The 23,882-nt window shown below is 60.6% G+C and carries 27 protein-coding genes; 4 read left to right on the forward strand and 23 right to left on the reverse strand.

Features of this window, described 5'->3' with window-relative positions:
* Nucleotides 1-16: 16 nt before the first annotated feature.
* From araG to KVH01_RS22670, 4 genes are all read right to left on the reverse strand, one after another.
* Nucleotides 17-1,516: an L-arabinose ABC transporter ATP-binding protein AraG gene (gene araG, locus KVH01_RS22655; protein WP_217882986.1), complete on the reverse strand. Its 1,500-nt coding sequence runs from the start codon at nt 1,514-1,516 to the stop codon at nt 17-19.
* Nucleotides 1,513-2,493 (reverse strand): substrate-binding domain-containing protein, encoded by a 981-nt coding sequence (locus tag KVH01_RS22660; RefSeq protein ID WP_217882987.1) that lies wholly within the window; start codon nt 2,491-2,493, stop codon nt 1,513-1,515. The genes araG and KVH01_RS22660 overlap by 4 nt, the downstream gene beginning before the upstream one ends.
* A gap of 35 nt (nt 2,494-2,528) precedes the next feature.
* On the reverse strand, nt 2,529-3,350 hold the full coding sequence (locus KVH01_RS22665; RefSeq protein ID WP_217882988.1) for an SDR family oxidoreductase: 822 nt from the start codon (nt 3,348-3,350) through the stop codon (nt 2,529-2,531).
* A gap of 148 nt (nt 3,351-3,498) precedes the next feature.
* Nucleotides 3,499-3,978 carry a GNAT family N-acetyltransferase gene (locus KVH01_RS22670; RefSeq protein ID WP_043050118.1) on the reverse strand — a complete coding sequence of 160 codons (480 nt, stop codon included), beginning with the start codon at nt 3,976-3,978 and terminating at the stop codon, nt 3,499-3,501.
* A 188-nt stretch (nt 3,979-4,166) separates the two neighbouring features.
* Here KVH01_RS22670 and KVH01_RS22675 point away from each other — a divergent pair, with 188 nt between their 5' ends.
* From KVH01_RS22675 to KVH01_RS22690, 4 genes are read left to right on the forward strand one after another with little or no spacing between them, the layout of a single operon-like run.
* A complete protein-coding gene (locus tag KVH01_RS22675; protein WP_225924325.1) occupies nt 4,167-5,453 on the forward strand; it encodes an MFS transporter in 1,287 nt (428 codons plus the stop codon).
* Complete coding sequence (locus tag KVH01_RS22680; RefSeq protein WP_057014649.1) at nt 5,450-5,794, forward strand: hypothetical protein; 345 nt, start codon at nt 5,450-5,452, stop codon at nt 5,792-5,794. The genes KVH01_RS22675 and KVH01_RS22680 overlap by 4 nt, the downstream gene beginning before the upstream one ends.
* Before the next feature lie 51 nt (nt 5,795-5,845).
* Nucleotides 5,846-6,112, forward strand: a complete 267-nt coding sequence (locus KVH01_RS22685) for a hypothetical protein (RefSeq protein WP_217882989.1) — start codon at nt 5,846-5,848, stop codon at nt 6,110-6,112.
* Nucleotides 6,113-6,162: 50 nt separating this feature from the next.
* Nucleotides 6,163-6,543 carry a Rho termination factor N-terminal domain-containing protein gene (locus KVH01_RS22690; RefSeq protein WP_043050076.1) on the forward strand — a complete coding sequence of 127 codons (381 nt, stop codon included), beginning with the start codon at nt 6,163-6,165 and terminating at the stop codon, nt 6,541-6,543.
* 271 nt (nt 6,544-6,814) lie between these two features.
* Here KVH01_RS22690 and KVH01_RS22695 read toward each other — a convergent pair whose 3' ends face one another.
* The 19 genes from KVH01_RS22695 to rpmF form a co-directional block, all read right to left on the reverse strand.
* On the reverse strand, nt 6,815-7,738 hold the full coding sequence (locus tag KVH01_RS22695; protein ID WP_217882990.1) for a PfkB family carbohydrate kinase: 924 nt from the start codon (nt 7,736-7,738) through the stop codon (nt 6,815-6,817).
* Entirely contained in the window at nt 7,731-9,197 is a 1,467-nt protein-coding gene (locus tag KVH01_RS22700) for a purine-cytosine permease family protein (RefSeq protein ID WP_217882991.1), read from the reverse strand. The genes KVH01_RS22695 and KVH01_RS22700 overlap by 8 nt, the downstream gene beginning before the upstream one ends.
* A 107-nt stretch (nt 9,198-9,304) precedes the next feature.
* Nucleotides 9,305-10,306, reverse strand: coding sequence for an ADP-ribosylglycohydrolase family protein (locus tag KVH01_RS22705; protein WP_043050079.1), 1,002 nt, complete (start codon nt 10,304-10,306; stop codon nt 9,305-9,307).
* Nucleotides 10,303-11,016, reverse strand: coding sequence for a GntR family transcriptional regulator (locus KVH01_RS22710; protein WP_217882992.1), 714 nt, complete (start codon nt 11,014-11,016; stop codon nt 10,303-10,305). The genes KVH01_RS22705 and KVH01_RS22710 overlap by 4 nt, the downstream gene beginning before the upstream one ends.
* Before the next feature lie 70 nt (nt 11,017-11,086).
* Nucleotides 11,087-11,647: a DUF1285 domain-containing protein gene (locus tag KVH01_RS22715; RefSeq protein ID WP_217882993.1), complete on the reverse strand. Its 561-nt coding sequence runs from the start codon at nt 11,645-11,647 to the stop codon at nt 11,087-11,089.
* A gap of 16 nt (nt 11,648-11,663) precedes the next feature.
* Nucleotides 11,664-12,269, reverse strand: a complete 606-nt coding sequence (locus KVH01_RS22720; RefSeq protein WP_043050082.1) for a DUF4823 domain-containing protein — start codon at nt 12,267-12,269, stop codon at nt 11,664-11,666.
* A 136-nt stretch (nt 12,270-12,405) separates the two neighbouring features.
* Entirely contained in the window at nt 12,406-13,374 is a 969-nt protein-coding gene (locus KVH01_RS22725) for a GTP 3',8-cyclase MoaA (protein ID WP_043050083.1), read from the reverse strand.
* 126 nt (nt 13,375-13,500) lie between these two features.
* Entirely contained in the window at nt 13,501-14,166 is a 666-nt protein-coding gene (locus KVH01_RS22730; RefSeq protein ID WP_217882994.1) for a TetR/AcrR family transcriptional regulator, read from the reverse strand.
* 445 nt (nt 14,167-14,611) lie between these two features.
* A complete protein-coding gene (locus KVH01_RS22735) occupies nt 14,612-15,400 on the reverse strand; it encodes a TatD family hydrolase (protein WP_217882995.1) in 789 nt (262 codons plus the stop codon).
* A gap of 64 nt (nt 15,401-15,464) precedes the next feature.
* Nucleotides 15,465-16,454: a DNA polymerase III subunit delta' gene (locus KVH01_RS22740; protein ID WP_217882996.1), complete on the reverse strand. Its 990-nt coding sequence runs from the start codon at nt 16,452-16,454 to the stop codon at nt 15,465-15,467.
* The gene (gene tmk, locus KVH01_RS22745; protein WP_217882997.1) at nt 16,447-17,079 is read right to left on the reverse strand and encodes a dTMP kinase; all 633 of its coding nucleotides are present in this window, start codon (nt 17,077-17,079) and stop codon (nt 16,447-16,449) included. Before tmk ends, KVH01_RS22740 begins: the two co-directional genes overlap by 8 nt.
* A 19-nt stretch (nt 17,080-17,098) precedes the next feature.
* The gene (gene mltG, locus KVH01_RS22750) at nt 17,099-18,220 is read right to left on the reverse strand and encodes an endolytic transglycosylase MltG (protein ID WP_217882998.1); all 1,122 of its coding nucleotides are present in this window, start codon (nt 18,218-18,220) and stop codon (nt 17,099-17,101) included.
* Nucleotide 18,221: 1 nt separating this feature from the next.
* Nucleotides 18,222-19,037 carry an aminodeoxychorismate lyase gene (gene pabC / locus KVH01_RS22755; protein WP_217882999.1) on the reverse strand — a complete coding sequence of 272 codons (816 nt, stop codon included), beginning with the start codon at nt 19,035-19,037 and terminating at the stop codon, nt 18,222-18,224.
* A complete protein-coding gene (gene fabF / locus KVH01_RS22760; protein ID WP_217883000.1) occupies nt 19,037-20,281 on the reverse strand; it encodes a beta-ketoacyl-ACP synthase II in 1,245 nt (414 codons plus the stop codon). The genes pabC and fabF overlap by 1 nt, the downstream gene beginning before the upstream one ends.
* 128 nt (nt 20,282-20,409) lie before the next feature.
* Nucleotides 20,410-20,646, reverse strand: coding sequence for an acyl carrier protein (acpP, locus tag KVH01_RS22765; protein WP_003175607.1), 237 nt, complete (start codon nt 20,644-20,646; stop codon nt 20,410-20,412).
* A 191-nt stretch (nt 20,647-20,837) separates the two neighbouring features.
* Nucleotides 20,838-21,581, reverse strand: coding sequence for a 3-oxoacyl-ACP reductase FabG (fabG, locus tag KVH01_RS22770; RefSeq protein ID WP_003189275.1), 744 nt, complete (start codon nt 21,579-21,581; stop codon nt 20,838-20,840).
* A 24-nt stretch (nt 21,582-21,605) separates the two neighbouring features.
* Nucleotides 21,606-22,544: an ACP S-malonyltransferase gene (gene fabD / locus KVH01_RS22775; protein WP_217883001.1), complete on the reverse strand. Its 939-nt coding sequence runs from the start codon at nt 22,542-22,544 to the stop codon at nt 21,606-21,608.
* A gap of 139 nt (nt 22,545-22,683) precedes the next feature.
* A complete protein-coding gene (plsX, locus tag KVH01_RS22780; RefSeq protein WP_217883002.1) occupies nt 22,684-23,694 on the reverse strand; it encodes a phosphate acyltransferase PlsX in 1,011 nt (336 codons plus the stop codon).
* A gap of 4 nt (nt 23,695-23,698) precedes the next feature.
* Nucleotides 23,699-23,881 carry a 50S ribosomal protein L32 gene (gene rpmF, locus KVH01_RS22785; protein ID WP_003179396.1) on the reverse strand — a complete coding sequence of 61 codons (183 nt, stop codon included), beginning with the start codon at nt 23,879-23,881 and terminating at the stop codon, nt 23,699-23,701.
* Nucleotide 23,882 lies beyond the last annotated feature (1 nt).

Here is a 23,882-nt window from a genome sequence, read left to right on the forward strand (position 1 = left end):
CCACACCTCTTATTCTTCAAGCCCGCGAACGCGGGAGTGCCAGTTGCAGCAGTCGTGCTTCATCCGCCCGCTCGCGGGGCAATTCACCGGCCAGGGCGCCTTCGCTCATGACCAGGATACGGTCGGAAATGCCCATCACTTCCATCAGGTCGCTGGACACCACGATCACCGCAATGCCGCTGGCCGCCAGGTTATGGATGATCTGGTAGATCTCTGACTTGGCGCCGATATCGATGCCACGGGTGGGTTCGTCCAGCAGCAGCACCTTCATCGGCATCGACAGCCAGCGACCAAGAATGGCCTTCTGTTGGTTACCGCCGGACAGGTACATGATCTTCTGCGCGGCGTTCGGGGTTTTGACCCGCATCGCCTGGATCTGCCGGTCGGCGTTGCCTTTTTCCCAGCCGTCGCGCAGTAGCCAGCCAAAGGTGGAATGCGCCGCGCGGGCACTGATGTTGATGTTTTCGGCAACGCTGGCCAGTGGGATGATGCCTTCTTTCTTGCGGTCCTCCGGGCACAGCAAGATGCCGGCGGCGATGGCGTCGCGGGGTGAACGCAACTGCAGCGCTTGCCCGCACAGCGCCAGGCTGCCGGCGCTGGCGCGCTCCAGGCCACTGAGCAAACGAAACAGCTCGGTGCGCCCCGCGCCCACCAGCCCGAACAGGCCCAGGATTTCGCCCTTGCGCACCTGGAAACTGATCGGCTCACGCAGCCCCGGGCCGAGCAGGCCGTCGACCTTGAGCGCCACCTCGCCCTGCTCCCGCGCGCGGTAGTCGTAGATGTCCTGGATATCGCGGCCGACCATGCAGGTCACCAACTGATCGTGGGTCAGGCTGCTCATGTCTTCGAAGGTGCGCACATAGCGACCGTCCTTGAACACCGTCACCGCGTCGCAGATACGGAACACCTCTTCCATGCGGTGCGACACGTAAAGCACCACTTTGCCCTCATCCCGCAGGCGCGCGATGATCGCCATCAGCCGGTCGATTTCCCGCGCCGACAAGCTGCTGGTGGGCTCATCGAAGGCGATCACGTTGGCACCACGGGACAGCGCCTTGGCGATTTCCACCAGTTGGCGCTGGCCCAGGGACAGGCGCCCGAGCTTCTCGTCGGGGTCGATCTCATCGGCCAGGCCCTTGAGGCACGCCAGCGCCTGCTGGCGCAGCAAGCCGCGATTGACCACGCCCAGGCGCGTCGGCAGGTGCCCGAGGAACAGGTTCTCGGCGACGCTCATTTCCGGCACCAGGTGCAGTTCCTGGTGGATCACCGCGACGCCGCTGGCGATGCTGTCGGCGGCATTTTTGAACGCCATGACCTGCGCGCCGATCTGCACGCTGCCGCTGCTGGGGATGTAGGCGCCGCCGAGGATCTTCAGCAGCGTCGACTTGCCCGCACCGTTCTCGCCCATCAAGGCATGCACCTGCCCCGGGTGGGCGGTGAAGCTGATGCCATCCAGCGCCTTGACCCCGGGAAAGGTTTTGCCGATCGCGTCGAAACGCAGGGCCGCAGCGGTCATTTCCACAGCCCGATCTTGGTCAGTTCTTCCTGGAAGTTTTCGCGGGTGATCAGGGTGACTTCGTCCATGGCGGTGTACTTAGCAGGTTCCTTGCCTTTGGTGACCCATTCGTACATCGCCAGCGCGGTGTTGTAGCCCTCGATATGCGGGCTCGGCAGCATGGAGCCGAAGAAACCGCTGTCGGCTTTCTTCAATTCGCCGATGGCATCGGTGCCATTGATGCCGATGCCAATCACGTTGGCCGCCTTGAAGCCGGCGCTTTCAGTGGCGCGCACGCCGCCGAGCACGGTGTTGTCGTTCATGCCGCCGATGATCAGGTTTTTCGCGCCACTGGGCAGCTTGACCAGGGCCGAGTTGGTGGCGTCCATGCTGCCGGGAACGTCGAGGGTTTTAAGCGCGGCGGTGAGGATGTGATCCTTGGGAATGCCGGCTTCTTCCAGGGATTTGATCGAGCCGTCGGTGCGCTTTTTACCGGTGTCGAGCTCGTTGAAGGTGTTGATCACCGCATAGGTGTCCTTCCAGTCCCAACCGCGTTTCTTCGCCTCGGCGGCCATGGCGGCGCCCTGCTTCTGACCCACTTCGAAGGCGGCCATGCCCAGGTACGGCACGTCCTCCATGAAGTTGCCCTTGGCGTCGACGAAGCGGTCATCCACGGCCATCACTTTCAGGTCATTGACCTTGGCCTTGGCGACGATGGCCGGGCCCAGGGACACGTCCGGCGGGCAGATCACAAAACCCTTGGCGCCGTTGGCGGCCAGGCTGTCGATGGCCGAGAGGGTTTTCTCGCCGTCGGGCACGGCGATCTTGATCACGGTGAAACCGTGTTCCTTGCCGGCTTTTTCGGCGAAGGCCCATTCGGTTTGAAACCAGGGTTCTTCGGCCTGCTTGACCAGGAAGCCGATCTTTACTTCTTCAGCCGATACAACGCCGCTGAAAGCCAACGCCAGTGCCATAGCCCCGAGTGCCTTCTTGAACATGAACCACCTCCTTCTTGTTATTGGAAAACGCTTTGTTAGTCGTGGTACATCACCGACCGCCCGCCATCGATCATCAGGCAGGTGGCATTGATAAAGGGCGCCTCGTCGGTCGCCAGGAACAGCGCAGTCATCGCCACCTCGATGGGCTGGCCGATGCGCTTGGGCGGGTGCAGATCGAACGCTCGCTGGCGCTCGGCGTGAGGGTCGGGGAAACCGTTCCAGTAATCGACATTGAGCTGGGTTTCGATATAACCCGGGGCGATGGCATTCACGCGGATACCCTTGGACGCATATTCGATGCCCAGGGCGCGGGTAAGGCCGAGCAAGCCATGCTTGGCGACGGGATAGGGAAAGCACCCGGGAATGATGTGGCTGGAATGGGTGGAGGCAATATTGATGATGTTGCCGATGCCCTGCTCGAGCATGTGCGGCAACACCGAGCGGCAGCCGTACCAGGCGCCGTCAAGATCGATGGCAAAGCAGCGGCGCCAGTCTTCGTCGGTCATCTCCAAGGGGTCGCGGAACACATTGACCCCGGCGCAGTTGACCAGCACATCCACGCGGCCGAAGCGCTCGATGGCCAGGTTGACCAGCGCCTGCCATTGATCCTTGGAAGTGATATCGACAGGTTGGGCATGGATCTGCGCACCGCGTTCGCGCCAATGGGCGGCGATCTTCTCGATTTTTTCGCCCTGGATATCGGCAATCACCAAGCGCGCCTGCTGGGCCTGGAAGCAGGCGACAATCGCTTCGCCAATGCCTTGGGCAGCGCCGGTGACTATCACTACCTTGTTCTTCAAACGCTCGCCGTAAGTCGGCTCGGGCACCGCGGGTAGTGACAACGGTTGTGCCTGCATCGCTTCACCTGTTTTATTTTTTGATAGTGAGTGCTGATGCAGGCGACTATAAACCTAGATCTTGAAATATCTCAATATATAAATTTCAATCCCATATTGTGAGCAATCGCAAAATAAACCGGCCATTCATAGCCGGTTCTGAAGACCGTCAACCTTGGGCAAAATCCCTCAGCGCATCACCTTCCATGCGGTAGCGCACCCACTCTTCCTGCGGCTGGGCGCCGATGGACTTATAGAAGGCAATCGCAGGCTCATTCCAGTCCAGTACGCTCCACTCAAAGCGACCGCAACCGTTGTCGCAGGCGATCTTGGCCAAGTGGCGCAGCAACTTCTTGCCTGCCCCACCGCCACGTTGTTCCGGGTTGATATAGAGGTCTTCGAGGTACAGGCAGTTGCTGCCCAGCCAGGTGGAATAGCTGAAAAAGAACACCGCAAAACCAATCGGCAGGCCGTCGCGCAGACACATCAGGCCATGGGCCGTGGCACCTTCGCTGAACAGGCTGCGTTCGATATCCACCACGCTAGCGATCACCTCATGCCGGGCTTTCTCGTACTCGGCCAGCTCGGTGATAAAGGTCAGGATCTGCGCAGCATCGCTGGGCACGGCGGGGCGAATCTCGATGGTCATGGGCAAGCCTTGGGTAAATTCAAAGTTCACATACTAAGGCCGTTCAGTGACCGATTGCAGCGCAATTTCATGCTCAGGAGCGTGTCTTACTCCGCCGCGCAGGGATGCCAGCACCGGCAAACACAGAACACTCCCGACGGGCGCCCATGGTAAACAGTCGGCATAAATCCAATGATCAGGTCCTGCTTATGCACGCCACTTCTCCCGTAGGCTCAAAGACTTTCGCACTGTTCTGCCTCGCCAGTTTCCTGCTGTCGCTCTCCTACGGTTCAACTTTTTTGCTGTCGTTGCTGATTCACTCACGCGGCGGCAACGAGCATGACGCCGGCAGCGTCATCGCCACCGCAATGCTCAGCACCTTTGTGGCGGTGCTTCTTTCCGGGCACTTGGCGGATGCGTTGGGCGCGGCGCGAGCGATTGCGAGCACCGGCGTATTGCTGGTGGTGGCCTGCCTGGGGTTCGCCGTAGCGCCTGGGTTCGGCCAGGGCTTGATGGTGTTCGGGTTGTCCCTGGGTCTGGGCTGGGGCGTGTTTTATACCCTGGGCCCGATCATCGTGACGCTGCTGGTGGAACCCTGCCAGCGCGCCAGGTATTTCGCCCTGCTGTCGGGCAGCATGTTGAGCGGAATCGGCTCCGGCCCTTTGCTGGGGCGCGCCGCCACTGCGCTGGACCTGCCCGTGACGGCCGCGTTCTATATCGCCGGGCTGGCCAGCCTTGCCGGCGTGGTGATGTTCTGGCGCATGGGCCCCCTGCTCAAGGGGCATGCGAATGTGCCGGCGTCGAAGATCTCCTGGTTCGCTAGCCGCCGCGTACTGTCGTCCAAAGCGGCGTTCGCCATCCTGATGGTCGGCCTGGGGGGTTGCGTGTTTGGTGGGCTGTCATCGTTCCAGACCAGCTACGCCGCTGCCCATGGGCTGGACTACTCACTGTTCTTTGCAGGTTTCCTTACGGCGGCGATCAGCAGCCGTCTGCTGATCGCCGGATTTGTGGTCAAGCGCGACGCCTACCAGGCTGCCTGCGTGTTGTCCGGGATAATGCTCGGCGCCATCGCGCTGTTTGCATTTGGTGTAAGCGGCAACCTCAGCTATTTACTGGCCGCCGCTATTTTGGGGGTCGGGTATGGCCTGACGTATTCGGTGATCAATGGGCTGGTGGCCAATGAGGCACCCAGTGGCACCACGTCCCAGGCGTTATTGCTGTTCAGCATGGCGTACTTTGTCGGCGTCTTCGGGTTTCCCTGGCTCGCGGGCAAGATCATTGTCGATTACGGCCTTTGGACAATGATGCTGAGCATACTGGTTATTGCCGCACTCAATTGGGCGATCGCCACAGTGCGCCTGATAGGGCGTAGCGTTTGGGCACATAAAACGGATACAGGCGAATTGATACCGTTCGTCGACATCAAGGCACGATCACCGAATGAGGGGGGACCAATACAGGGTAAGGACATTAATCATATGGAGACACCCTCATGAAAAATTCCAAATTGTCTGCCCTCGCCCTCGCCGGCCTGTTGTCCGCCGCCTCCCTGGGCGCGTTCGCCGCTACATCATCTACCGGCAAGACTGATCCAGTCGGCAGCCCGCCCAGCCCCGCCACCCAGGAGTCCCAGGATTCAATGGGCACCGGCCTTGATACCAACGGTGGCGCGATCATCGACAACGGCGCGGACCCACGCACCAAGGGCAACGACACCCAGCGCCAGGCACCGGCTGCCGTCGGCAACGGTAAGATGGGCCCTGGCGCCAATGAGCCGAAGATCAACAAAGGGGATGACTCGAACGTCCCTGGTGCACCGAAACAACCCGCGCCTTGAGACACCCATAGCACGACCGACACCCGATCATTTCCCAGTGAAGAGGTACACATGAACGTCGATAGAAACCTTGAAAAAGAAGTCCTCACCCGTCTGCTGCACGCCCATCCGCAAGGCTTGGGCAAGGAGGTGCTGGACAATTACCGCGGTGAAAAGGAGGTGGCCAGTGTCTTGGCGTTTCTGCAGGACCGCGGACTGATCAAGGATGGGCATGTGACCACTGATGACGCCGGTGAATACTCGTTGAACCTGCCGATCAAGCTGACTGCCTCGGGTGTGGATGAGGCGCGCAAGCTGGACGGTGCAGCCCCTCAGTAATCCATTTTTGGTCTGGCCCCCGGCAACAGGGGCCAGAAGGAGTTTTAGCGATGCCTCGTGGAAGCAAAGCCAAATACACCACCGAACAGAAACGCAAGGCCGCTCATATCGAAGACAGTTATGAGCACAAGGGATTATCCAAGGAAGAAGCCGAAGCCCGTGCCTGGGCCACCGTCAACAAGCAGTCTGGCGGCGGTGAAAAAGCCGGTGGTTCGGGCCGGCGCAAGGCCCCGGCGAAGAAAGCCGAGGATCGGCATGAGTCGTCCAAACGTGCGGCGGCCAGCCGTGAAGGACACCCGCGCAGCAGCCGCGCCTCGCTGGGTACGCAAACCAAGGAAAGCCTGATGAAAGAAGCGCGGGCCAAGAATATCCCTGGACGGTCGACCATGCGCAAGGATGAGTTGATCCAAGCGCTGAAAAAAGCAGGCTGAACACCCATCAAAATGTGGGAGGGGGCTTGCCCCCGATTGCAGTGGACCAGTCAACAGATGTATTGACTGACGCTCGGCTATCGGGGGCAAGCCCTAATGCCAGTCAGTTAAGGCTTTTTTGTAGGAGCGAGCTTGCTCGCGAAAAACTTACAGGCGCCGCGTTCATTCAGCAAACACGCGTTATCGTTGACGTTTTTCGCGAGCAAGCTCGCTTCTACAGAAGGCGATGACCGCTTAACTGACTGGCATTAGGGCAAGCCCCCTCACTCATTTATGTTTGTCTGGAAACTAGTGCATCAACTTCGGCTGCGCCTGGACAGGTAGCCGGCCCCCAACGCGTCACGGCCAATGCCGCCGCCGCATTCGCCCGGCGCGCTGCTTCAGCCGGCTTCAACCCCGTCGCCAGGCCCGCAATAAACACCCCTGCGTGCGCATCCCCCGCACCATTGCTGTCCACCGCCTGCACCTTGAAACCGGGCACATGTTCAATCTCATCCCTGCGCCCTACCCAGCAGCCATTCGGCCCATCGCGTACTACGAGCAGCGTTTGTGCAGGCAGGTATCGATTCAGTTCTGGCAACGCGGCGGCGATATCCGTCGCCCCGGTAAACGCCAGGGCTTCCGGGCCATTGCTGGTCCAGATATCAATACGCGGCAGCAACCCACGCATCAACGCTGAGTCCGGCGCCTTGACCAGCGGTCCCGGATCGAACACCACCACGATCTCCCGTGGCAATGCCAGCAGCCAGTCAATCAACGGCTGTGCCTTGCCCTCAAGGAGCAAGCTGTAACCACTGACGTACACATAGTCATCGGCATGCGGCGCGATCCGGACCAGGTCCTCGGCACTCAGCTCGCCCTCGACGCCGATATGGGAAATGAATGTGCGCTCGGTGCTGGCTTCGGTCAGGGACACACACAGGCCGGTGTCTTTGTCGCTGCTGGCCGCCAAGGCCATCTCAATGTCCTCGGCCTGCATCGCCGCGCGCGCCAGGTCACCGAAGCGCCCGTTGCCGTGGCGGCCCAGGTAAACCACCGGCAAGCCATTGCGTCGAGCGGCAGCCATGACGTTAAAACCACCACCAGCTTCGAAACTGGCGGACTTTGCCAACACGTCGCCGCCAGTTGCCGGCAGCGTATCAAGGGCCATGACCAGATCGACGATGACCTGGCCGGTGTGCAGCAATCTAGACATTAGGGCTCTCTACCAAAGCCGGACGACGGTCAGCCGCGCCGCCCAGTACCGCATAAATTCCGCCCGCCATCAGGAACGTGACGATCCAGCCCAGGCCGTTATGGCCCAGCCAGGAGTCGGACAACGGCCCGGCAAACCAGATGTTGTCGGCGGTAGTACCGATGGTGGTGAAGCTGAACCCCAGCACAATGGCCACCGCCCAGGCGCCAAACGCCCGCCATTCCACGCCGCCGCGGTACCAGTAGGCGCTGCTCGGACTGACATCCAGCAGATCTGTGGGGCTGTAGTAGTGACGGTGAATCAGGTCGACCACAAAGATCCCGACCCATGCCGTGATCGGCACCGCCAGCAGCGAAATGAAGGTGATGAACGGTCCGTAGAAACTGTCGGCGATCAGCATGAAGTAGATGGAACCTGCGAAGATCGCCACGATATCGACGATCACCGCATGCACACGCTTGACCTTCAAGCCCAGGGTCAGAGTGGTCAGACCGGCCGAATACACCGACAGGTTGTTCGACAGCAACAGACCACCGAACGCAGTGATCAGGTACGGCACGGCCATCCAGGTCGGCAGCATGTCGCGGATCGCGATGATCGGGTCGGTGGCTGACGCCAGGTCATTGTTACCTACCGACAGCAGGCCGCCCAGGGTGATCAGCAACACCAGCGGAATCCCCGCACCAAACGCGGCAGAAGCCACCAGGCGCACGGCCTTGACGCTGCGGTGCTGGTAACGCGACATGTCGGCACCGGCATTGGCCCAACCGATACCCGTGCCCGCGGCCATGGTGCCCACACCAATGATCATCGCGCTCAATGGCGCCGGGGTAGCATTGAACACTGCACTCCAGTCGATGGTGGCGCAGAGAAAGCCGCCCACCAGGATATTCAAGGCGCCGAATACATAAGTGGCCCACTTCTGGATCACCAGCAAGGTGGCATGGCCGAGGCCGGACACAGCCAGGGTCAGCAGCACGAAGATGGCAATGAAGATCAGCGTAAGCACTGGCGCGCTTTTCGCCTCGACCGCAGAACCGAACAGGATCGAGCACAACGACAGCAACACAAAGGCTGCAGTGGTGGTGTTGACAGTTTCCCAGCCCAGGCGTGACATCAAGGACACCAGCGTCGGGCCGATATTGCCGCGCACGCCGAAGATGGCACGGGACAAGGTCAGGCTCGGCGCGCGACCACGGCGGCCGGCGATGGAGATGATGCCCACTACCGCGAAGGAGCCGGCTGCGCCGAGAATCGCGACGATGATCGCCTGCCAGATGGCCAGGCCACGAAACGCCACAAGCGTCGCGCCGAGTGGCAAGCCGAGAATGCTGATATTGGCAGCGAACCACACCCAGAACAATTGCAACGGATGACCATTGCATTCGCCTTCGGGGACCGGTTCGATGCCGCGTGTTTCCAATTGCCCGGCGCTTTGGCCGGAAGAGGTACTGCTCATGAAGGGGAACTCCAGGTGCCTGTATTGTTATGGTTGTGGCAGATGCGCAATGTGAACCTTTACACGGTCGTCATGACTCGATGCGATCAAATGTGTGATCTGTGGCGTTACCTCAATGCGAGTAACCCACGGACTAACGGCTGCAAGTCCAGGCCATTGACCTTCCGGACCTGCTCGATCAATGCCTCAGGCCAACACTGCATGCCCAGGCACGCTCCCAGCATGGCGCCGAGCATGGCGGCGATCGTGTCAGTATCACCTCCCAGGCTGGCAGCCAGGCACAGGGCTTCGAAGGCACTCATGTCGCCGCAGGCCACTTGCTGCGCCAGGGCAAACGACACCACCACCGACTCTTGTGAGGCAACCGAAGTGCCGATCAACTCATAGAGCAGGTCTGCAAACAGAGCTTTGTCGCCACTGCCGACGCTCAGGGTGCGGGCCCAACTGATGCGCGTAGAGATGCGTCCGCCGGCAATCCAATAACCATGGTTTTCGGCCTGCTGGGCAATCTGAATGCCGATGTTCAGGGCTTCGCCCAGGTCCACGCCGTCGATACCGGCCGAGACCACCGCCGCCACGGCTGCGGCGCTGGAGATGCCCAGGCAGGTGTTATGGGTGACCTGGCAGGCCTGGATCACCGCCTGGATAAACCGTGCCGGATCGCTGATATCGGTGGCAATGCCCACCGGGGTGATGCGCATGGCAGCGCCGTTGGTGGTGCCGTAGCGCCCGGATTCCTCCGGGGTGTGACCGGCGAGGATCATGTCGATGGCGCGCTTGGTCGACGGCCCGAGCAAGTCCTGGGAACCCTTGGCGCGCATCCCCGCTTCCCAGTCGATCAGGCGCTGGGCAAGCACGGCAGGTTCGATCCGGCCTTGACCGTCCACCAGCAGCTCAGCAACGAGGATGGCTTGCTCGGTGTCATCGGTGATGGAACCGGCGGGCATGTTCGGCGCAATGGGCTGGTCGGCGTCCGCATCTTCCAGCGCAGTGATGGCGCCGAAGCGCTTTTGTACCTGCTCTCGGCTCAAGGACTGGGTGGGCATGCCCAAGGCGTCGCCCAGGGCGAGGCCGTAAAAGGCGCCGAGGGCGCGATTTTCCCGGCTCATTTTGAATCTCCAAACTGCAGGTGCAGACGAAAATGCAAGGGGTCGAGCACGCTTTCGACATGCTCCATAAAACGCTCGCGACGGTCGTAGGTAGTGCGCGAGGCCTTGAGGAATACCGTGCCGACGGGCCGGCCGAGCAAGTCAGCGTCTTCATCACTCAAGGGCTCGGCACCGATCCATTGATCGCCCTCGGCGCCCACATAGCCGTAGGCAGCCAGGGTGATGGTCAGGGAATTATCGATCAACCCGGTACGGGGCAGGCTTTCCAGGCCACCAGAAGCAGGCATCAAGGAGCGCTCCAAAGACACGGCAGTACCATTGCCCTTACGCCGGCGGCGGTCCAGGGCAATAAATTGATCAGTGCCGAAACGGCTGAACAGGTCAGGACGGCTCACCGCTTCGAAGCGCAGGATGTCGGTACTCACCCGGGCACCCGTATCAGCCAAGGCCTGGGCCCAACCGCTGCGCTGGTCGAGCACCATGCCGTCAAAGGTGACGATGGAACCGACGCCGCTCTGGGTGGCGATGTAGCTGCGGCGTTTGAGTTCGGCCAGGGCTTCGCGCAGCGTGCCACGGCTGACAGCAAACTCCTCGGCCAATTGGTGCTCTCCCGGCAACAGGAAACCGTCGGCCATTACTCCACCCTCGATACGACGGATGAGCTCGTCGACGACGCGTTTTTTCTTATCAAATCGGACATGTCTAATCATGTACAAATTGATAACCGAAAGCGGCCATTTACAGCAAGGGAATTATCTTAGGAAGTAGGAAAAAACGCCTTCAAGGTTCCAGGCCGATAGGGAAAAACACCCCGCTGCTCCATACCCCAAGCCAGTTTTGACCATTGATCGGACGGCTCACGGCCAGCTCCACCAATTGGTAAAACGCGTTGCGATGCACAAGGGCTTCAAGATTGGTGCGCACGCGCAGATAGGGCGCAGGTTCCTGAGTAACAGGATCGATCTCAACCCGCAGCGGGTGTTCAAGGCCGGCCTCGACCTGCTCGTCGACGTTGGTGGTGAAGCACAATACCTGGCTTTCGCCCTGCCCTTGCACGTCCAGGGTGACGGCGACAAAAGGTGCGTCATCGACGGTGATGCCGACTTTTTCCACCGGAGTCACCAGAAAATACTCATCGCCGTCGCGGCGAATGATGTTGGAGAACAATTTGACCATCGGCTTACGCCCGATCGGTGTGCCCTGATAGAACCAAGTGCCGTCACGGGCAATGCGCATGTCGATGTTGCCGCAGAAATCCGGGTTCCACAGATGTACCGGTGCCGGACCCTTGCCCTTGGGCAACTGGGCCAATAGATCATTGGCCTTGGCGGAATCGGTCATGGGGTTCTCCTCAGGTCTACTGATTGCTCATGCCCAACAAGCCTCGGGCGTATTGCGCCAGGGGACGGGCAATCAGATCTTGTGGCGATGTGTCGTGGAACGTCAGTAAACCGCCACGACTGCGAATACGTGCAGTATCAATCAAATACTGGGTGCTGGTCTCGATCAACATGACTTGGATCACGCCGCTGTCCAGTCCCAGGCGGTCAAGGGCTTGCTGGTCAGTCCACTCGTCGGCGTTGCCGATACGGTCATCGGCTGCCGCAAAACGGCAATACAGCAAGTAGTGGGCACCCGCCTCGCGGGCTTCGGCCATGGCCTGTTCAAGACCTTCCGGTTGGCGCGCACGACGCACCATCGGGAAATATTCGACGAAGCCGTTGAACGCCTCCTCGGCTACGACGTTAGGCCGCGGATATGCGCTGCCCGGCGGTACGAAGGCGCCCTGGGCGATGAACACAAAAGAATCCGGCTGTATGCGCACCGAGGCGGTACGCCGGGTGTCGCTATGGTCGAGCAAGCCGGCGTCGCTCATCTGATAGCGGGTGCCTTCGGCCATATCGCTGACGGTCATGCAACCGCCCAGGGTCAACGACACCAGCAGCAAAACCAGACTACGCATCCTAATCCTCCAGAAGCCGGTGACGGAAAACCGGCGAATGGGCGTGAGATGCAGAATCCGCGCCATTGAGCAGCGCCTCAAATCAAATGTGCGAGCAAGCCCCAACATTCATTTGTGTGAACTCGGAAGATCTACATTAGCCGCCGATGATCTTCATGACCGTCGCGCCGCCAGAAAAAGCTACTTCCTGTTTGTCGCCCAGGGCCTTCATCAGCAAACCCTGCAGGGCCGGCAATGCCTGGTGGCGCGGCTGGTCCAACAAATCACCGACGTAATGACGGTTGCTCGAGGACAAGCACCCGTGCAACCAACCGGTGGAGGACAAGCGCAACCGCGAACAGGTGCGGCAAAACGGTACGCTTTCGTTGGCGATCACGCCGAAGAAGCCCTTGCCCGGCACTTCGTAGCGCACGGCCGTGGCGTCGACGGGTGCATTGGCCTGCAGGTATTCGTGGTGTTCGCCGATCAGGCTGAGCAGTTGTTGCAAGCTGACGAACTGTTGCAGGAACGCGTTGGAGTCTTTCGCCAAGTGGCCCATACGCATCAGTTCGATAAAGCGCAGCTCGTAGCCTCGCTCCAGGCAGTAATCAAGCAGGGGCATTACCTGGTCCAGGTTCTGGCCGCGCAACGGCACCATATTGACCTTGATCTTGATCCCGGCGGCGCTGGCCTGGTCCATGCCATCGAGCACGGTGGCCAGGTCGCCGCCACGGGCGATGCTGCGGAAGGCGTCGGCATCCAGGGTATCAAGGGAGACATTGATGCGCCGAATGCCGGCGGTCACCAGCAACGGCAGCTTGCGCGCCAACAGTTGGCCGTTGGTGGTCAGGCTGATGTCGCTGAGGCCCATCTGCCCTACCGCGCCCATGAAGGCTTCCAGCTTGGGGCTGACCAGCGGTTCACCGCCGGTAATGCGCAAGCGCTCGATACCGGCGGCTTCGATCAGGTAAGCCACGCCCCGGGCCATGGCCTCGGCCGAGAGTTCGTCCTGGGCAGCCACCAGCCGCTTGCCATTTGGCACGCAATAGGTACACGCGTAATTGCAGGCTGAGGTCAGGCTGATTCGCAAATTGCGAAAACGCCTGCCTTGACGATCAACGATCATGGATCACTCCGGCAGCGGATAATTCGGGCACACTAAAAGCTGACTTATAAATCAGCTTTTAGCAAGATCCTTGCCTGAGTATATTCCTGGGGTACTGCACCTGGCAGTAAATCATTGGCAAATGACTTACGTAGCCGGGGTTTCTTCACCCTTTTCAGCGCCTGGCAGGTCAGTGCTGTGCTTGCGCTTGTTACCCATGCGCACGCCGATGTCCATCAGGAACTGGAAGAAGCCTTCCTGGTCTTCCAGCACATTGCTCCAGAACGGCGAGTGGTACAGCGCTACAGCGCCATGCACCAAGGCCCAGGCGGCGCAATAGTGGAAATACGGCGGCACGTCTTCGAGCTTGCCTTCATTGATACGGCCCTTGATCAGCAGCGTCAGGCGTTCGAAGTTCGAGGCGCGGATCTTGTGCAGCTCCTCGACCATTTCCGGCACCTGGTGACCTTTGACCACCTTCTCTTCCAGGCGGTCGAACAGGCGGTAGCGCTGCGGGTCACGCATGCGGAACTCGAAGTAAGCGCGGGACAGGGCTTCCTTGTCTTTGTCGACGTCGGCCGAGTGCAGCAGCTCGTTCAAGTCACGCTCGTAATCGAGCATCAGGCGCAGATAGATCTCGGCCTTGGATTTGAAATGCTTGTAGATCGTGCCTTTGCCGATACCCACGGCATCCGCAATCATCTCGACGGTGACACTGTCTTCGCCCTGGTCGAGGAATAACTTGAGTGCGGTGTCGAGAATTTCCTGCTCACGGCGGCGAAACTCACGGACCTTACGGGGTTCTTTGTGCATGAGGAAGAGGTCTGCAGAGGTCGGAATAGGGAGGGTTGCGCAGGGCCATAGATACGTGGCGATACGATTTACCCGATGCGAGGGATTATCCCGACTGAACGGTCGTTGGGCAATGTCTATGTGAACCCGCCAGGCACATAACTTTCAATGCGCCAACGATTCTCCCTCTATCAGTCAGAAATAATACGTATCACCTGAACCTGCCCACCTGCGCAATGAGAACTCAAGAGAAGCGGACGTATTCCAAATCTGTTTAAAAAACGATCAGATCCGACTGGACTGAATGGGATAGTGATCAATACTTCAACTGTCGGCGCGACATCTCCCCCAAGTGACGCGTCGACCTGGGTACCGACGGACTGTGTGCCCTTGTTTTACTCCTAATGGTCTTAGCCCGGATTCCCCCCCCCAGAACCCGGGTTTTTTTTGCCTGGGATTCGAGCGTTTATCCAACTGCTACATGGGCCAGCGGAAACAGGCGCTTGAAGTTCTCGGTAGTCTGCTCGGCAAAATGCTCGTAGGACTCGCCACGCAGCATTGCCAGGTAATCGGCCACGTCACGCACATATTCCGGCAGATTCGGCTTGCCGCGATGGGGGATAGGCGCCAGGTAGGGCGAATCCGTTTCCACCAGCAAGCGATCGGCTGGCACCTGGCGAGCTACGTCACGCAGGGCGTCGGCGTTGCGGAAGGTGACGATACCCGACAGGGAAATATAGAACCCCAGGTCCAGGGCGGCTTTGGCCATGTCCCAGTCTTCAGTAAAACAATGCAGTACACCGGCCTGTGGCAGCGCGGCTTCACGCAGCAGCGTCAAGGTATCGGCCCGGGCGCCACGGGTGTGGACGATCACCGGCTTGCCGGTCTGCTGGGCAGCTTGCAGGTGCAGGCGGAACGAAGCCTGCTGTAACTCGGCGGCTTCGGGTTCGTAGTGGTAATCCAGGCCGGTCTCACCGATGGCTACCACCCGTGGGTGGTTGAGTTCGCCCAGTAGCCAATCGAGGGCCGGGGCTTCGCCGGGCTTGAGGTCCAGCGGGTGGATACCCACAGAGCAATCCACGTCCGTGTAGCGCTCAGCAAGTGCCTTGACGTCGGCGGCGTTCTCAGCGCTGACACCGATACATAGGAAGTGGCCTACCCCACGCTGACGGGCAGCTTCAAGGGCGGCGTCGAGGGAACCGCTGTGCTGGGCAAGGTCGAGACGATCAAGGTGGCAATGGGAATCTACGAGCATAGGGAGTCAGGGCTTTAAGTCACGAAAAGGGTCTGGCCAACGATACACCCGTCGGCCACGGAAATTAACGCCGACCGAGCAGGCCGACCCACTGCACCAGCAGCGCTTCGAGCAACAGCACGCGGTTGAGGTTGGCCTTGCCGAGTACCTTCTGGCGCTGGGCAAGAATCCAGTCCTGGATGTTCAGCACTTTGTCCTGGGCACTTTTCTGCGCCAGGTATTGCACGACCTTGCGCATATCCGCCAGGCCCAGGCCGTTTTCATCCTGGGTCAGCTGGTAGCGCAGGATCAGGCTGGACCAGTCGCAGAACCAGTCGAACAACAGCAACAGGGGGATATCCTTCCAGGCGCCTTCGGCCAGTTGCGTGGCGGACAGTTCCTGCTTGAGCAGCTTCTTCACGCCATCCACGACCAACCCCCGCTGCTCACGCACGCCTTGGGCCTGCAGCTTGACTGCCGCCAAGGGCGAACCGGCCGCCAGGGTCAGCAATTCGACGCGCTCTTCTGCGGTGCATTCCGGCAATGCCTGCGCCAGCCATTGCAGGCTCATGGCCTCGCTCGGCAATGGGCAGGCCTGCTGCACGCAGCGGCTGCGAATAGTCGGCAACAAACGGCTGGACTGGTGGCTCACCAGCAGCAGCACGGTATCGCCGGAGGGTTCTTCGAGGCTTTTGAGCAAGGCGTTGGCCGCGTTGATGTTCATCGCCTCGACCGGCTCGATCAGCACCACTTTGCGCCCGCCCATCTGCGCGGTCTGCACCACGAAGCTGACCAGATCACGCACCTGGTCGACCTTGATCGCCTTGTCCGCTTCCTCGGGTTCCAGCACATAGTTGTCCGGGTGACTGCCAGCCTTGAGCAGCAGGCAGGATTTGCACTCTCCGCACGCCTGCAGATTGACCGGACGCTGGCACAACAGGCTGGCCATCAGGCGCTCGGCGAGGTGGCGTTTACCGATGCCCACCGGCCCATGCAGCAAATAGGCATGGGCGTGCTGGGCGCGCCCGGCCAATTGCTGCCAGAGGCTGTCCTGCCATGGGTAGGACTCAGCCACGGGTGCGCTCCAACAGTGTCGGCAACAGTGCGTCGATGGCCTGTTGCACCCGGGCCAGCGGCTGGGCGGCATCCAGCAGGTGATAACGTGCAGGCTCAGCCTTGGCACGTTGCAGGAATGCGCTGCGTACAGCGTCGAAAAATGCCTGCCCTTCCAACTCGAAACGATCCAGGCGCCCCCGGGCGCTGGCGCGAGCCATGCCCACTTCCACCGGCAGGTCGAACAGCAGGGTCAGATCGGGGCGCACATCCCCCTGCACGAAGGTTTCCAGGGTAGCGATGCGTTCCAGGCACAAGCCTCGGCCACCGCCCTGGTAGGCGTAGGTGGAATCGGTGAAACGATCGCAGATCACCACGGCACCGCGTGCCAGGGCCGGTAGGATCACTTCGGCCAGGTGCTGGGCACGGGCGGCAAATACCAGCAGCAGCTCGGTGTCCGGGTTCATCTGCTCGTCACCCGGGGCCAACAGGACGTCGCGAATCCGCTCGGCCAGTGGCGTACCACCCGGTTCACGGGTCAGCACCACTTCGATGCCCTGGGCACGCAGGCACTCGGCCAGGTAGTCACGGTTCGTGCTTTTGCCGGCGCCTTCCGGGCCTTCCAGGGTAATAAACAAGCCAGTCACGGGCAGTCCTTAGTCAGAGTCATTGCGGGCTTTGCGGCACGATGGTGTCCGGCGCGGGCTCGATCGGTGCGTCGCCGGGCGGGGCTGCGTCGTCCAGTGGTTTCACCACCGGCGCCGGGCTGGAGCGGTAGTCGGCACGCCGCTTAAGCTGGAACTCGCGCACGGCGGCATTATGCGCATCCAGGTTATCCGAGAAAATATGGCTGCCATCGCCACGGGCGACGAAATACAGGCTACTGCCTGGCGCCGGGTTCAGCGCCGCGTGAATGGCCTCGCGACCGACCATGGCGATGGGTGTCGGCGGGAGGCCGGCGATCATATAGGTATTGTAAGGGTTGGCTTCCTTGAGGTGGGCGCGGGTCAACTTGCCGTTGTAGCGCTCACCCAGGCCGTAGATCACAGTCGGGTCGGTCTGCAGCAACATGCCGATCTTCATGCGACGCACAAACACACCGGCGATCTGCCCACGCTCTTGCGGTACACCGGTCTCCTTCTCCACCAGGGACGCCATGATCAGCGCCTGGTAAGGGTCAGTGTACGGCGCATCGGCGGCACGCTTGCTCCACTCCTGGGCGAGGACATCGTCCAGGCGGTCGTAGGCTTTTTTCAGGAATTCGACATCGGTCATGCCGCGCACGAAGCGATAAGTGTCGGGGAAGAAACGCCCCTCGGGGAATACACCCGGGTGGCCGAGCTTTTCCATTACTTCACTGTCAGTCAGCCCTGGAAGGGTCTGCACGATCTTTTCGTGCTTGGCCAAGGCCATGCGTACCTGGCGGAAATTCCAGCCCTCCACCAGCGTCAGGCTGTACTGCACCACTTCGCCACGCTGCCACAAGCCAATCAGCCCCTCGGCGGTAAGACCGGGATTCATGCGGTATTCGCCGCTGTGCAGTGGCTGGCCTTCGAGATTGAAGCGCCAGTACAGGCGCAGCCAGAAGGCATCGTCGAGCACACCGTCAGCTTCCAGTCGATTGAAGGTGCCCGTAGGGGTAGCGCCAGCCGGGACGTCGAGCAACTGCTCCTGGGACAGCTTCAAGGGCTGCTTGAGGGCAGAGTCGAGCTTCCAGGCCGAAAAGCCCACGAGCAACGCCGCCGAGACCAGGCTGATCTGTAGCAGTAAAACCAGTTTTCGTATCAACTCAAATATCCAATAGCGCGCGAACAATACCCTGCAGTTTACGGGTGAGTGGCCCAACCGACCAGCTCATCGCAGCGCATCCGCGCACCGGCCAAATGCCATATACGCTGTTGCAGACAAAGACTTCATCGGCTTGTCGCAACTGCTCGACACTGACGTCGGCCACGGCTACCGGGATGCCCAGCGCTTGAGCCTGGGCCAGCAGCTCGGCGCGCATCACGCCGGCCACGCCACAACGGCTCAGGTCAGAGGTTAGTAACAAACCGTTGCGCACCAGAAACAGGTTGCTGAACACGCCTTCGATAACCCGACCGGACATATCCAGCATCAGGCCTTCGGCATGATCGGCATCTTGCCACTCTGCGCGTGCGAGCACTTGCTCCAGACGATTGAGGTGCTTGAGACCGGCCAGCAACGGCTGTTCGGCCAAGCGGGTCGCGCACGGAAACAGGCGGATGCCTTCGACACCATGGGCGGGGGGATAAGTCGCGGGCGCACTGCCCTGCAAGATACGGCGCACCGGAGCGCCAGGATTGAGACCATAGCCGCGCAGGCTATCGCCACGGGTAAGGATCAACTTGAGGATACCGTCGCCGAGGGCGACGGCATAGGCCAGCACTTCGCTGCGAATCAACCCGTGATCGGCAACCAAGGCCAAACGCCTGCAGCCCTCATTCAGGCGCTGCAGGTGACGGTCGAGCAACAGCGGCTGCCCGGCCTTGACGGCGATGGTCTCGAACAAGCCATCGCCATACGCCAGGCCGCGATCTTTCAGGGGCACGGAGTCCGCTGGTTGACCGTCGACCCAGCTGTGCATCACTCGGCGAACCGGCGGAACACCAGGGACCCGTTGGTGCCACCGAAACCGAACGAGTTGGAAATCGCCACGTCGATCGGCATCGGTTGCGCTTCGTGAGGCACGAAGTTCAGGTCGCAGCCTTCGTCCGGTTCGTCCAGGTTGATGGTCGGCGGAGCGACCTGATCCTTGATCGCCATCACGCTGAAGATCGCCTCCACCGCGCCTGCCGCGCCCAACAGGTGGCCGGTCATGGACTTGGTGGAACTGACCGCCAACTTGTAGGCGTGCTCGCCGAACACCGACTTGATGGCCTCGGCTTCCGCCAGGTCGCCGGTCGGCGTCGAAGTACCATGAGCGTTGATGTACTGCACCTGGTTGGGGTTGACCTTCGCATCGCGCAGGGCGTTGGTGATGCAACGCGCAGCACCGGCACCGTCGGACGGTGGCGAGGTCATGTGGTAGGCGTCGCCGCTCATGCCAAAGCCGATCAGCTCCGCGTAGATGGTGGCGCCACGCGCCTTGGCGTGCTCCAACTCTTCGAGTACCAGGGCACCGGCACCGTCAGCCAGTACGAAGCCGTCGCGGCCCTTGTCCCATGGACGGCTGGCGCGAGTCGGTTCGTCATTGCGGGTCGACAGCGCACGGGACGCGCCGAAGCCGCCCATGCCCAGGCCGCAGGCGGCCATTTCGGCGCCACCGGCGATCATCACGTCCGCCTCGTCGTAGGCGATATTACGCGCCGCCATGCCGATGCAGTGAGTACCGGTGGTGCACGCCGTCGCAATGGCGTAATTAGGCCCCTGTGCCCCCAGGTGGATGGACAGGAAGCCGGAAATCATATTGATGATCGAGCCCGGTACGAAGAACGGTGAAATTCGACGAGGGCCGGAATCGTGCAGCGTGCGGCTGGTTTCTTCAATATTGGTCAAGCCGCCAATACCCGAGCCCATGGCCACGCCGATACGCTCACGGTTGGCGTCGGTGACTTCCAGGCCGGCATTCCGCACTGCCTGAAAACCGGCGGCCAGGCCGTATTGAATGAACAGGTCGAGCTTGCGGGACTCTTTGATCGAGAGGTATTGCTCGACATTGAAACCCTTTACCGAGCCGCCAAAACGGGTGGAATAGGCAGAAAGGTCCGTGTGTTCGATCAGACCAATACCACTGCGGCCAGCCAGAATGCCCTGCCAACTGCTTGGCACATCCGTGCCCAGTGGCGACAACATACCCATACCGGTGACTACGACGCGTCTACGCGACACAGCACTCTCCTTTTTCTAATGACGACACTTCGCTTCGCAGCTTGCTTTTCATCACCGCTTAAAGAAAAAACCGCACGCCGTTACAGCAGTGCGGTTTTTCCCTGACAGCAAGCGACGACTACAAACTATTACGCCTGGTGGCTAGTAACGTAGTCGATGGCAGCTTGAACAGTAGTGATTTTTTCAGCTTCTTCGTCCGGGATTTCGGTCTCGAATTCCTCTTCCAGAGCCATCACCAGCTCAACGGTGTCAAGGGAATCGGCACCCAGGTCTTCTACGAAGGAAGCAGTGTTGACCACTTCTTCTTCCTTAACGCCCAGTTGCTCGGCGACGATTTTCTTGACGCGCTCTTCGATGGTGCTCATACCTTGTTTAACTCCTAATGGACAAATTCAGGCAGCTGGCCAGTGGGTAAGTGTATAGAAAGCCATTTCAGCTTTTCAACTGAAAGCTTCACCCTGTACCCCGCCGACCATCTGCCTATAAATTAAGTTGCAGCTTTATAACGGATTTTAGACAGCTCGTATGACATTTTTTTGAAGCGATCCGTCACAATTTAACTCATGTACATCCCGCCGTTCACCGGGATTGTAGCCCCAGTCACGTATGCCGCACCGTCGGATGCCAGGAAAGTGACCACATTCGCGATCTCTTGGGCCTGGCCCAGACGGCCCAGCGGAATCTGCGTCAGCAAGGCTTCACGCTGTGCTTCCGGCAGTTCGCGGGTCATATCGGTGTCGATGAACCCTGGGGCCACCGAGTTGACCGTAATCGACCGCGAGCCGACTTCACGCGCCAGTGCACGGCTGAAACCTTCCAGGCCGGCCTTGGCGGAGGCATAGTTTACTTGGCCTGCGTTGCCCATGGCACCCACTACGGAGCCAATATTGATAATTCGGCCCCAACGCGCCTTGGTCATGCCGCGCAAAACGCCCTTGGACAGGCGAAACAGACTGTTCAGGTTGGTATCGACCACGTCGTACCACTCGTCGTCTTTCATGCGCATCATCAGGTTGTCACGGGTGATGCCGGCGTTGTTCACCAGAATTGCCGGCGCGCCGAACTGTGCGGTGATCTGGGCCAATACGGCAGCCACGGACTCATCGCTGGTCACATTCAGCTCAAGGCCGGTGCCCTGCACGCCATTTTCCTTCAAGGTCGCGGCGATACGCTCGGCGCCCGAGGCGGAAGTGGCGGTGCCGATCACAACGGCGCCCTGACGGCCCAGTTCCAGGGCGATCGCCTGGCCAATGCCACGGCTTGCGCCAGTAACCAGTGCAACTTTACCTTGCAGACTCATGCAGGCTTCTCCTAATTTCGCAATTCAGGCCAGTGCCGCGCGGGCGGCAGCGAAGGCTTCAGGGGTGTTGAGGTTGGCGGTCGACACACCGTCGGCGCAACGCTTGTTCAGGCCCGCCAGGACTTTGCCCGGGCCGCACTCGACCAGTTCGGTAGCGCCGTTGGCGGCCAGGGTCTGGACCGATTCAACCCAGCGCACTGGCTTGTAGAGTTGCTCCAGCAGGTCGCGCTTGAGGGTCTCAAGGTCGGGTGCAACCGCGGCACTGACGTTTTGCACCAACGGGATCTGGGGCGCCTGCCAGTCGATGGCCGCGATGGACTCGGCAAAACGCTCGGCAGCCGGGCGCATCAGCGCACAGTGGGACGGCACGCTCACCGGCAATGGCAGCGCACGCTTGGCACCAAGGGCCTTGCAGCCTTCGATGGCACGCTCCACAGCCGCCTTGGCGCCAGCGATCACCACCTGGCCTGGGGAGTTGAAGTTCACCGCGCTGACCACCTCGCCCTGGGCCGCTTCGGCGCAGGCAGCAATCACGTCAGCATCTTCCAGGCCAAGGATAGCAGCCATGCCGCCCTGCCCGGCCGGTACGGCCTCCTGCATCAACTGGCCACGACGCTCCACCAGCTTGACCGCTTCACCGAGGGTGAGGCTGCCTGCTGCAACCAGAGCACTGTATTCGCCCAGGCTGTGACCGGCGACGAATGCCGGACGCGCGCCGCCTTCGGCCAGCCACAAGCGCCACAGGGCGATCGAAGCGGTCAGGATGGCCGGCTGGGTTTTATCGGTTTGGTTGAGCAGCTCTTGCGGCCCTTGCTGGGTCAGCGCCCACAGGTCGTAACCCAGGGCGTCGGAAGCTTCCTTGAAGGTATCCAGGATCAGCGGATATTGCGCGCCCAACTCGGCCAACATGCCGAGGGACTGCGAACCCTGCCCTGGAAAGACGAATGCGAGGGATGTAGACATGTAACAAGCCCCTAAATGATCGGGTCGTCGAAAATAGTCGCTCCCGATCTTAAAATGAATGGAGGGAGCACCGAAACTGACAGATTGGATGGTCAATTGAACTGGCCGGTCACATTTAAGCACTCCCGGGCCAATTCGCCTAAGGCAACAGATCCTCAAGACGGCCGTGCAAGCGTTGCGGCAGGTTTTCCTGGATCTCGATCAAGGCCCGCGCAATTGCGCTTTGGAAGCCCTCGACACCTGCCGAGCCATGGCTTTTCACCACAATGCCCTGCAATCCCAGGAAGCTCGCGCCATTATGCCGAGCCGGCGCCAGATCAGCCTGCAGGCGGCGCATCAACGGCAACGCCAAGGCACCCACCATGCGCGACGCCAGGTTGCGCTTGAACAATGTCTCGATACGCGAGGCAATCATGGTCGCCAGGCCTTCGCTGGACTTAAGCAGTATGTTGCCGACAAAACCGTCACACACCACCACATCGGCCTCGCCACGGTACAAGCCGTCACCTTCGACAAAGCCGATATAGTTCAAGCCCCGCGCACTTTGCAACAAGGTGGCGGCAAGCTTGACCTGCTGATTGCCCTTGATGTCCTCGGTGCCGATATTCAGCAGGGCCACCCGCGGACGGGCCACGCCCAGCGCTTCGGCGGCCACTGAGCCCATCACGGCAAACTGCAACAAGTGCTCGGCACTGCAATCGACATTGGCGCCCAGGTCCAGCAGTTGGCAATAGCCTTTCTGCGTCGGGATCGCCGCGACCATCGCCGGCCGGTCAATACCGGGCAAGGTTTTGAGCACATGCCGCGACAAGGCCATCAACGCCCCGGTATTGCCGGCACTGACACAGGCTTGCGCCTTACCATCACGCAGCAGCTCCAGAGCCACTCGCATTGAAGAATCGGGTTTGCCGCGCAGGGCGGCCGCCGGCTTTTCATCCATGCTGATGGTTTCACTGGCCGGCGTAATCGTCAGGCGCGCGCGATCCACCGCCGGATGGCTGGCAATCAGTTCTTCAAGAAGAGAGGGTTGACCGACGAGGGTCAGGTGCAGCGAGGGCGTTGCAGACAGGCTGGCAATGCAGGCCTGAACAATGCTGCGGGGACCGAAGTCCCCGCCCATTGCGTCAATCGCGATGACTTGAGCAGACAAGTGATTACTCGTCAGCGCCCTTGTCGATCACTTTACGGCCACGGTATACGCCTTCTGGCGATACGTGGTGACGCAGGTGAACTTCACCAGTGGTCTTTTCCACAGACAGGGTGCTAGCCTCGAGAGCGTCGTGCGAACGGCGCATGTCACGGGCGGAGCGGGATTTTTTGTTCTGCTGAACAGCCATA

The organism is Pseudomonas khavaziana, from assembly GCF_019145205.1.
Taxonomy (GTDB): Bacteria; Pseudomonadota; Gammaproteobacteria; order Pseudomonadales; family Pseudomonadaceae; genus Aquipseudomonas; species Aquipseudomonas khavaziana.

Coding starts and splice junctions, on each gene's coding strand:
- araG (WP_217882986.1), bottom strand. CDS start 1,516: ATGACCGCTGCGGCCCTGCGTTTCGACGCGATCGGCAAAACCTTTCCC.
- KVH01_RS22710 (WP_217882992.1), bottom strand. CDS start 11,016: ATGATTAGACATGTCCGATTTGATAAGAAAAAACGCGTCGTCGACGAG.
- KVH01_RS22735 (WP_217882995.1), bottom strand. CDS start 15,400: ATGCTCGTAGATTCCCATTGCCACCTTGATCGTCTCGACCTTGCCCAG.
- KVH01_RS22685 (WP_217882989.1), top strand. CDS start 5,846: ATGAACGTCGATAGAAACCTTGAAAAAGAAGTCCTCACCCGTCTGCTG.
- KVH01_RS22670 (WP_043050118.1), bottom strand. CDS start 3,978: ATGACCATCGAGATTCGCCCCGCCGTGCCCAGCGATGCTGCGCAGATC.
- fabD (WP_217883001.1), bottom strand. CDS start 22,544: ATGTCTACATCCCTCGCATTCGTCTTTCCAGGGCAGGGTTCGCAGTCC.
- fabG (WP_003189275.1), bottom strand. CDS start 21,581: ATGAGTCTGCAAGGTAAAGTTGCACTGGTTACTGGCGCAAGCCGTGGC.
- KVH01_RS22660 (WP_217882987.1), bottom strand. CDS start 2,493: ATGTTCAAGAAGGCACTCGGGGCTATGGCACTGGCGTTGGCTTTCAGC.
- acpP (WP_003175607.1), bottom strand. CDS start 20,646: ATGAGCACCATCGAAGAGCGCGTCAAGAAAATCGTCGCCGAGCAACTG.
- pabC (WP_217882999.1), bottom strand. CDS start 19,037: ATGCACAGCTGGGTCGACGGTCAACCAGCGGACTCCGTGCCCCTGAAA.
- KVH01_RS22705 (WP_043050079.1), bottom strand. CDS start 10,306: ATGAGCCGGGAAAATCGCGCCCTCGGCGCCTTTTACGGCCTCGCCCTG.
- KVH01_RS22730 (WP_217882994.1), bottom strand. CDS start 14,166: ATGCACAAAGAACCCCGTAAGGTCCGTGAGTTTCGCCGCCGTGAGCAG.
- KVH01_RS22715 (WP_217882993.1), bottom strand. CDS start 11,647: ATGACCGATTCCGCCAAGGCCAATGATCTATTGGCCCAGTTGCCCAAG.
- KVH01_RS22720 (WP_043050082.1), bottom strand. CDS start 12,269: ATGCGTAGTCTGGTTTTGCTGCTGGTGTCGTTGACCCTGGGCGGTTGC.
- KVH01_RS22695 (WP_217882990.1), bottom strand. CDS start 7,738: ATGTCTAGATTGCTGCACACCGGCCAGGTCATCGTCGATCTGGTCATG.
- KVH01_RS22665 (WP_217882988.1), bottom strand. CDS start 3,350: ATGCAGGCACAACCGTTGTCACTACCCGCGGTGCCCGAGCCGACTTAC.
- rpmF (WP_003179396.1), bottom strand. CDS start 23,881: ATGGCTGTTCAGCAGAACAAAAAATCCCGCTCCGCCCGTGACATGCGC.
- KVH01_RS22725 (WP_043050083.1), bottom strand. CDS start 13,374: ATGATCGTTGATCGTCAAGGCAGGCGTTTTCGCAATTTGCGAATCAGC.
- KVH01_RS22700 (WP_217882991.1), bottom strand. CDS start 9,197: ATGAGCAGTACCTCTTCCGGCCAAAGCGCCGGGCAATTGGAAACACGC.
- KVH01_RS22690 (WP_043050076.1), top strand. CDS start 6,163: ATGCCTCGTGGAAGCAAAGCCAAATACACCACCGAACAGAAACGCAAG.
- KVH01_RS22680 (WP_057014649.1), top strand. CDS start 5,450: ATGAAAAATTCCAAATTGTCTGCCCTCGCCCTCGCCGGCCTGTTGTCC.
- KVH01_RS22675 (WP_225924325.1), top strand. CDS start 4,167: ATGCACGCCACTTCTCCCGTAGGCTCAAAGACTTTCGCACTGTTCTGC.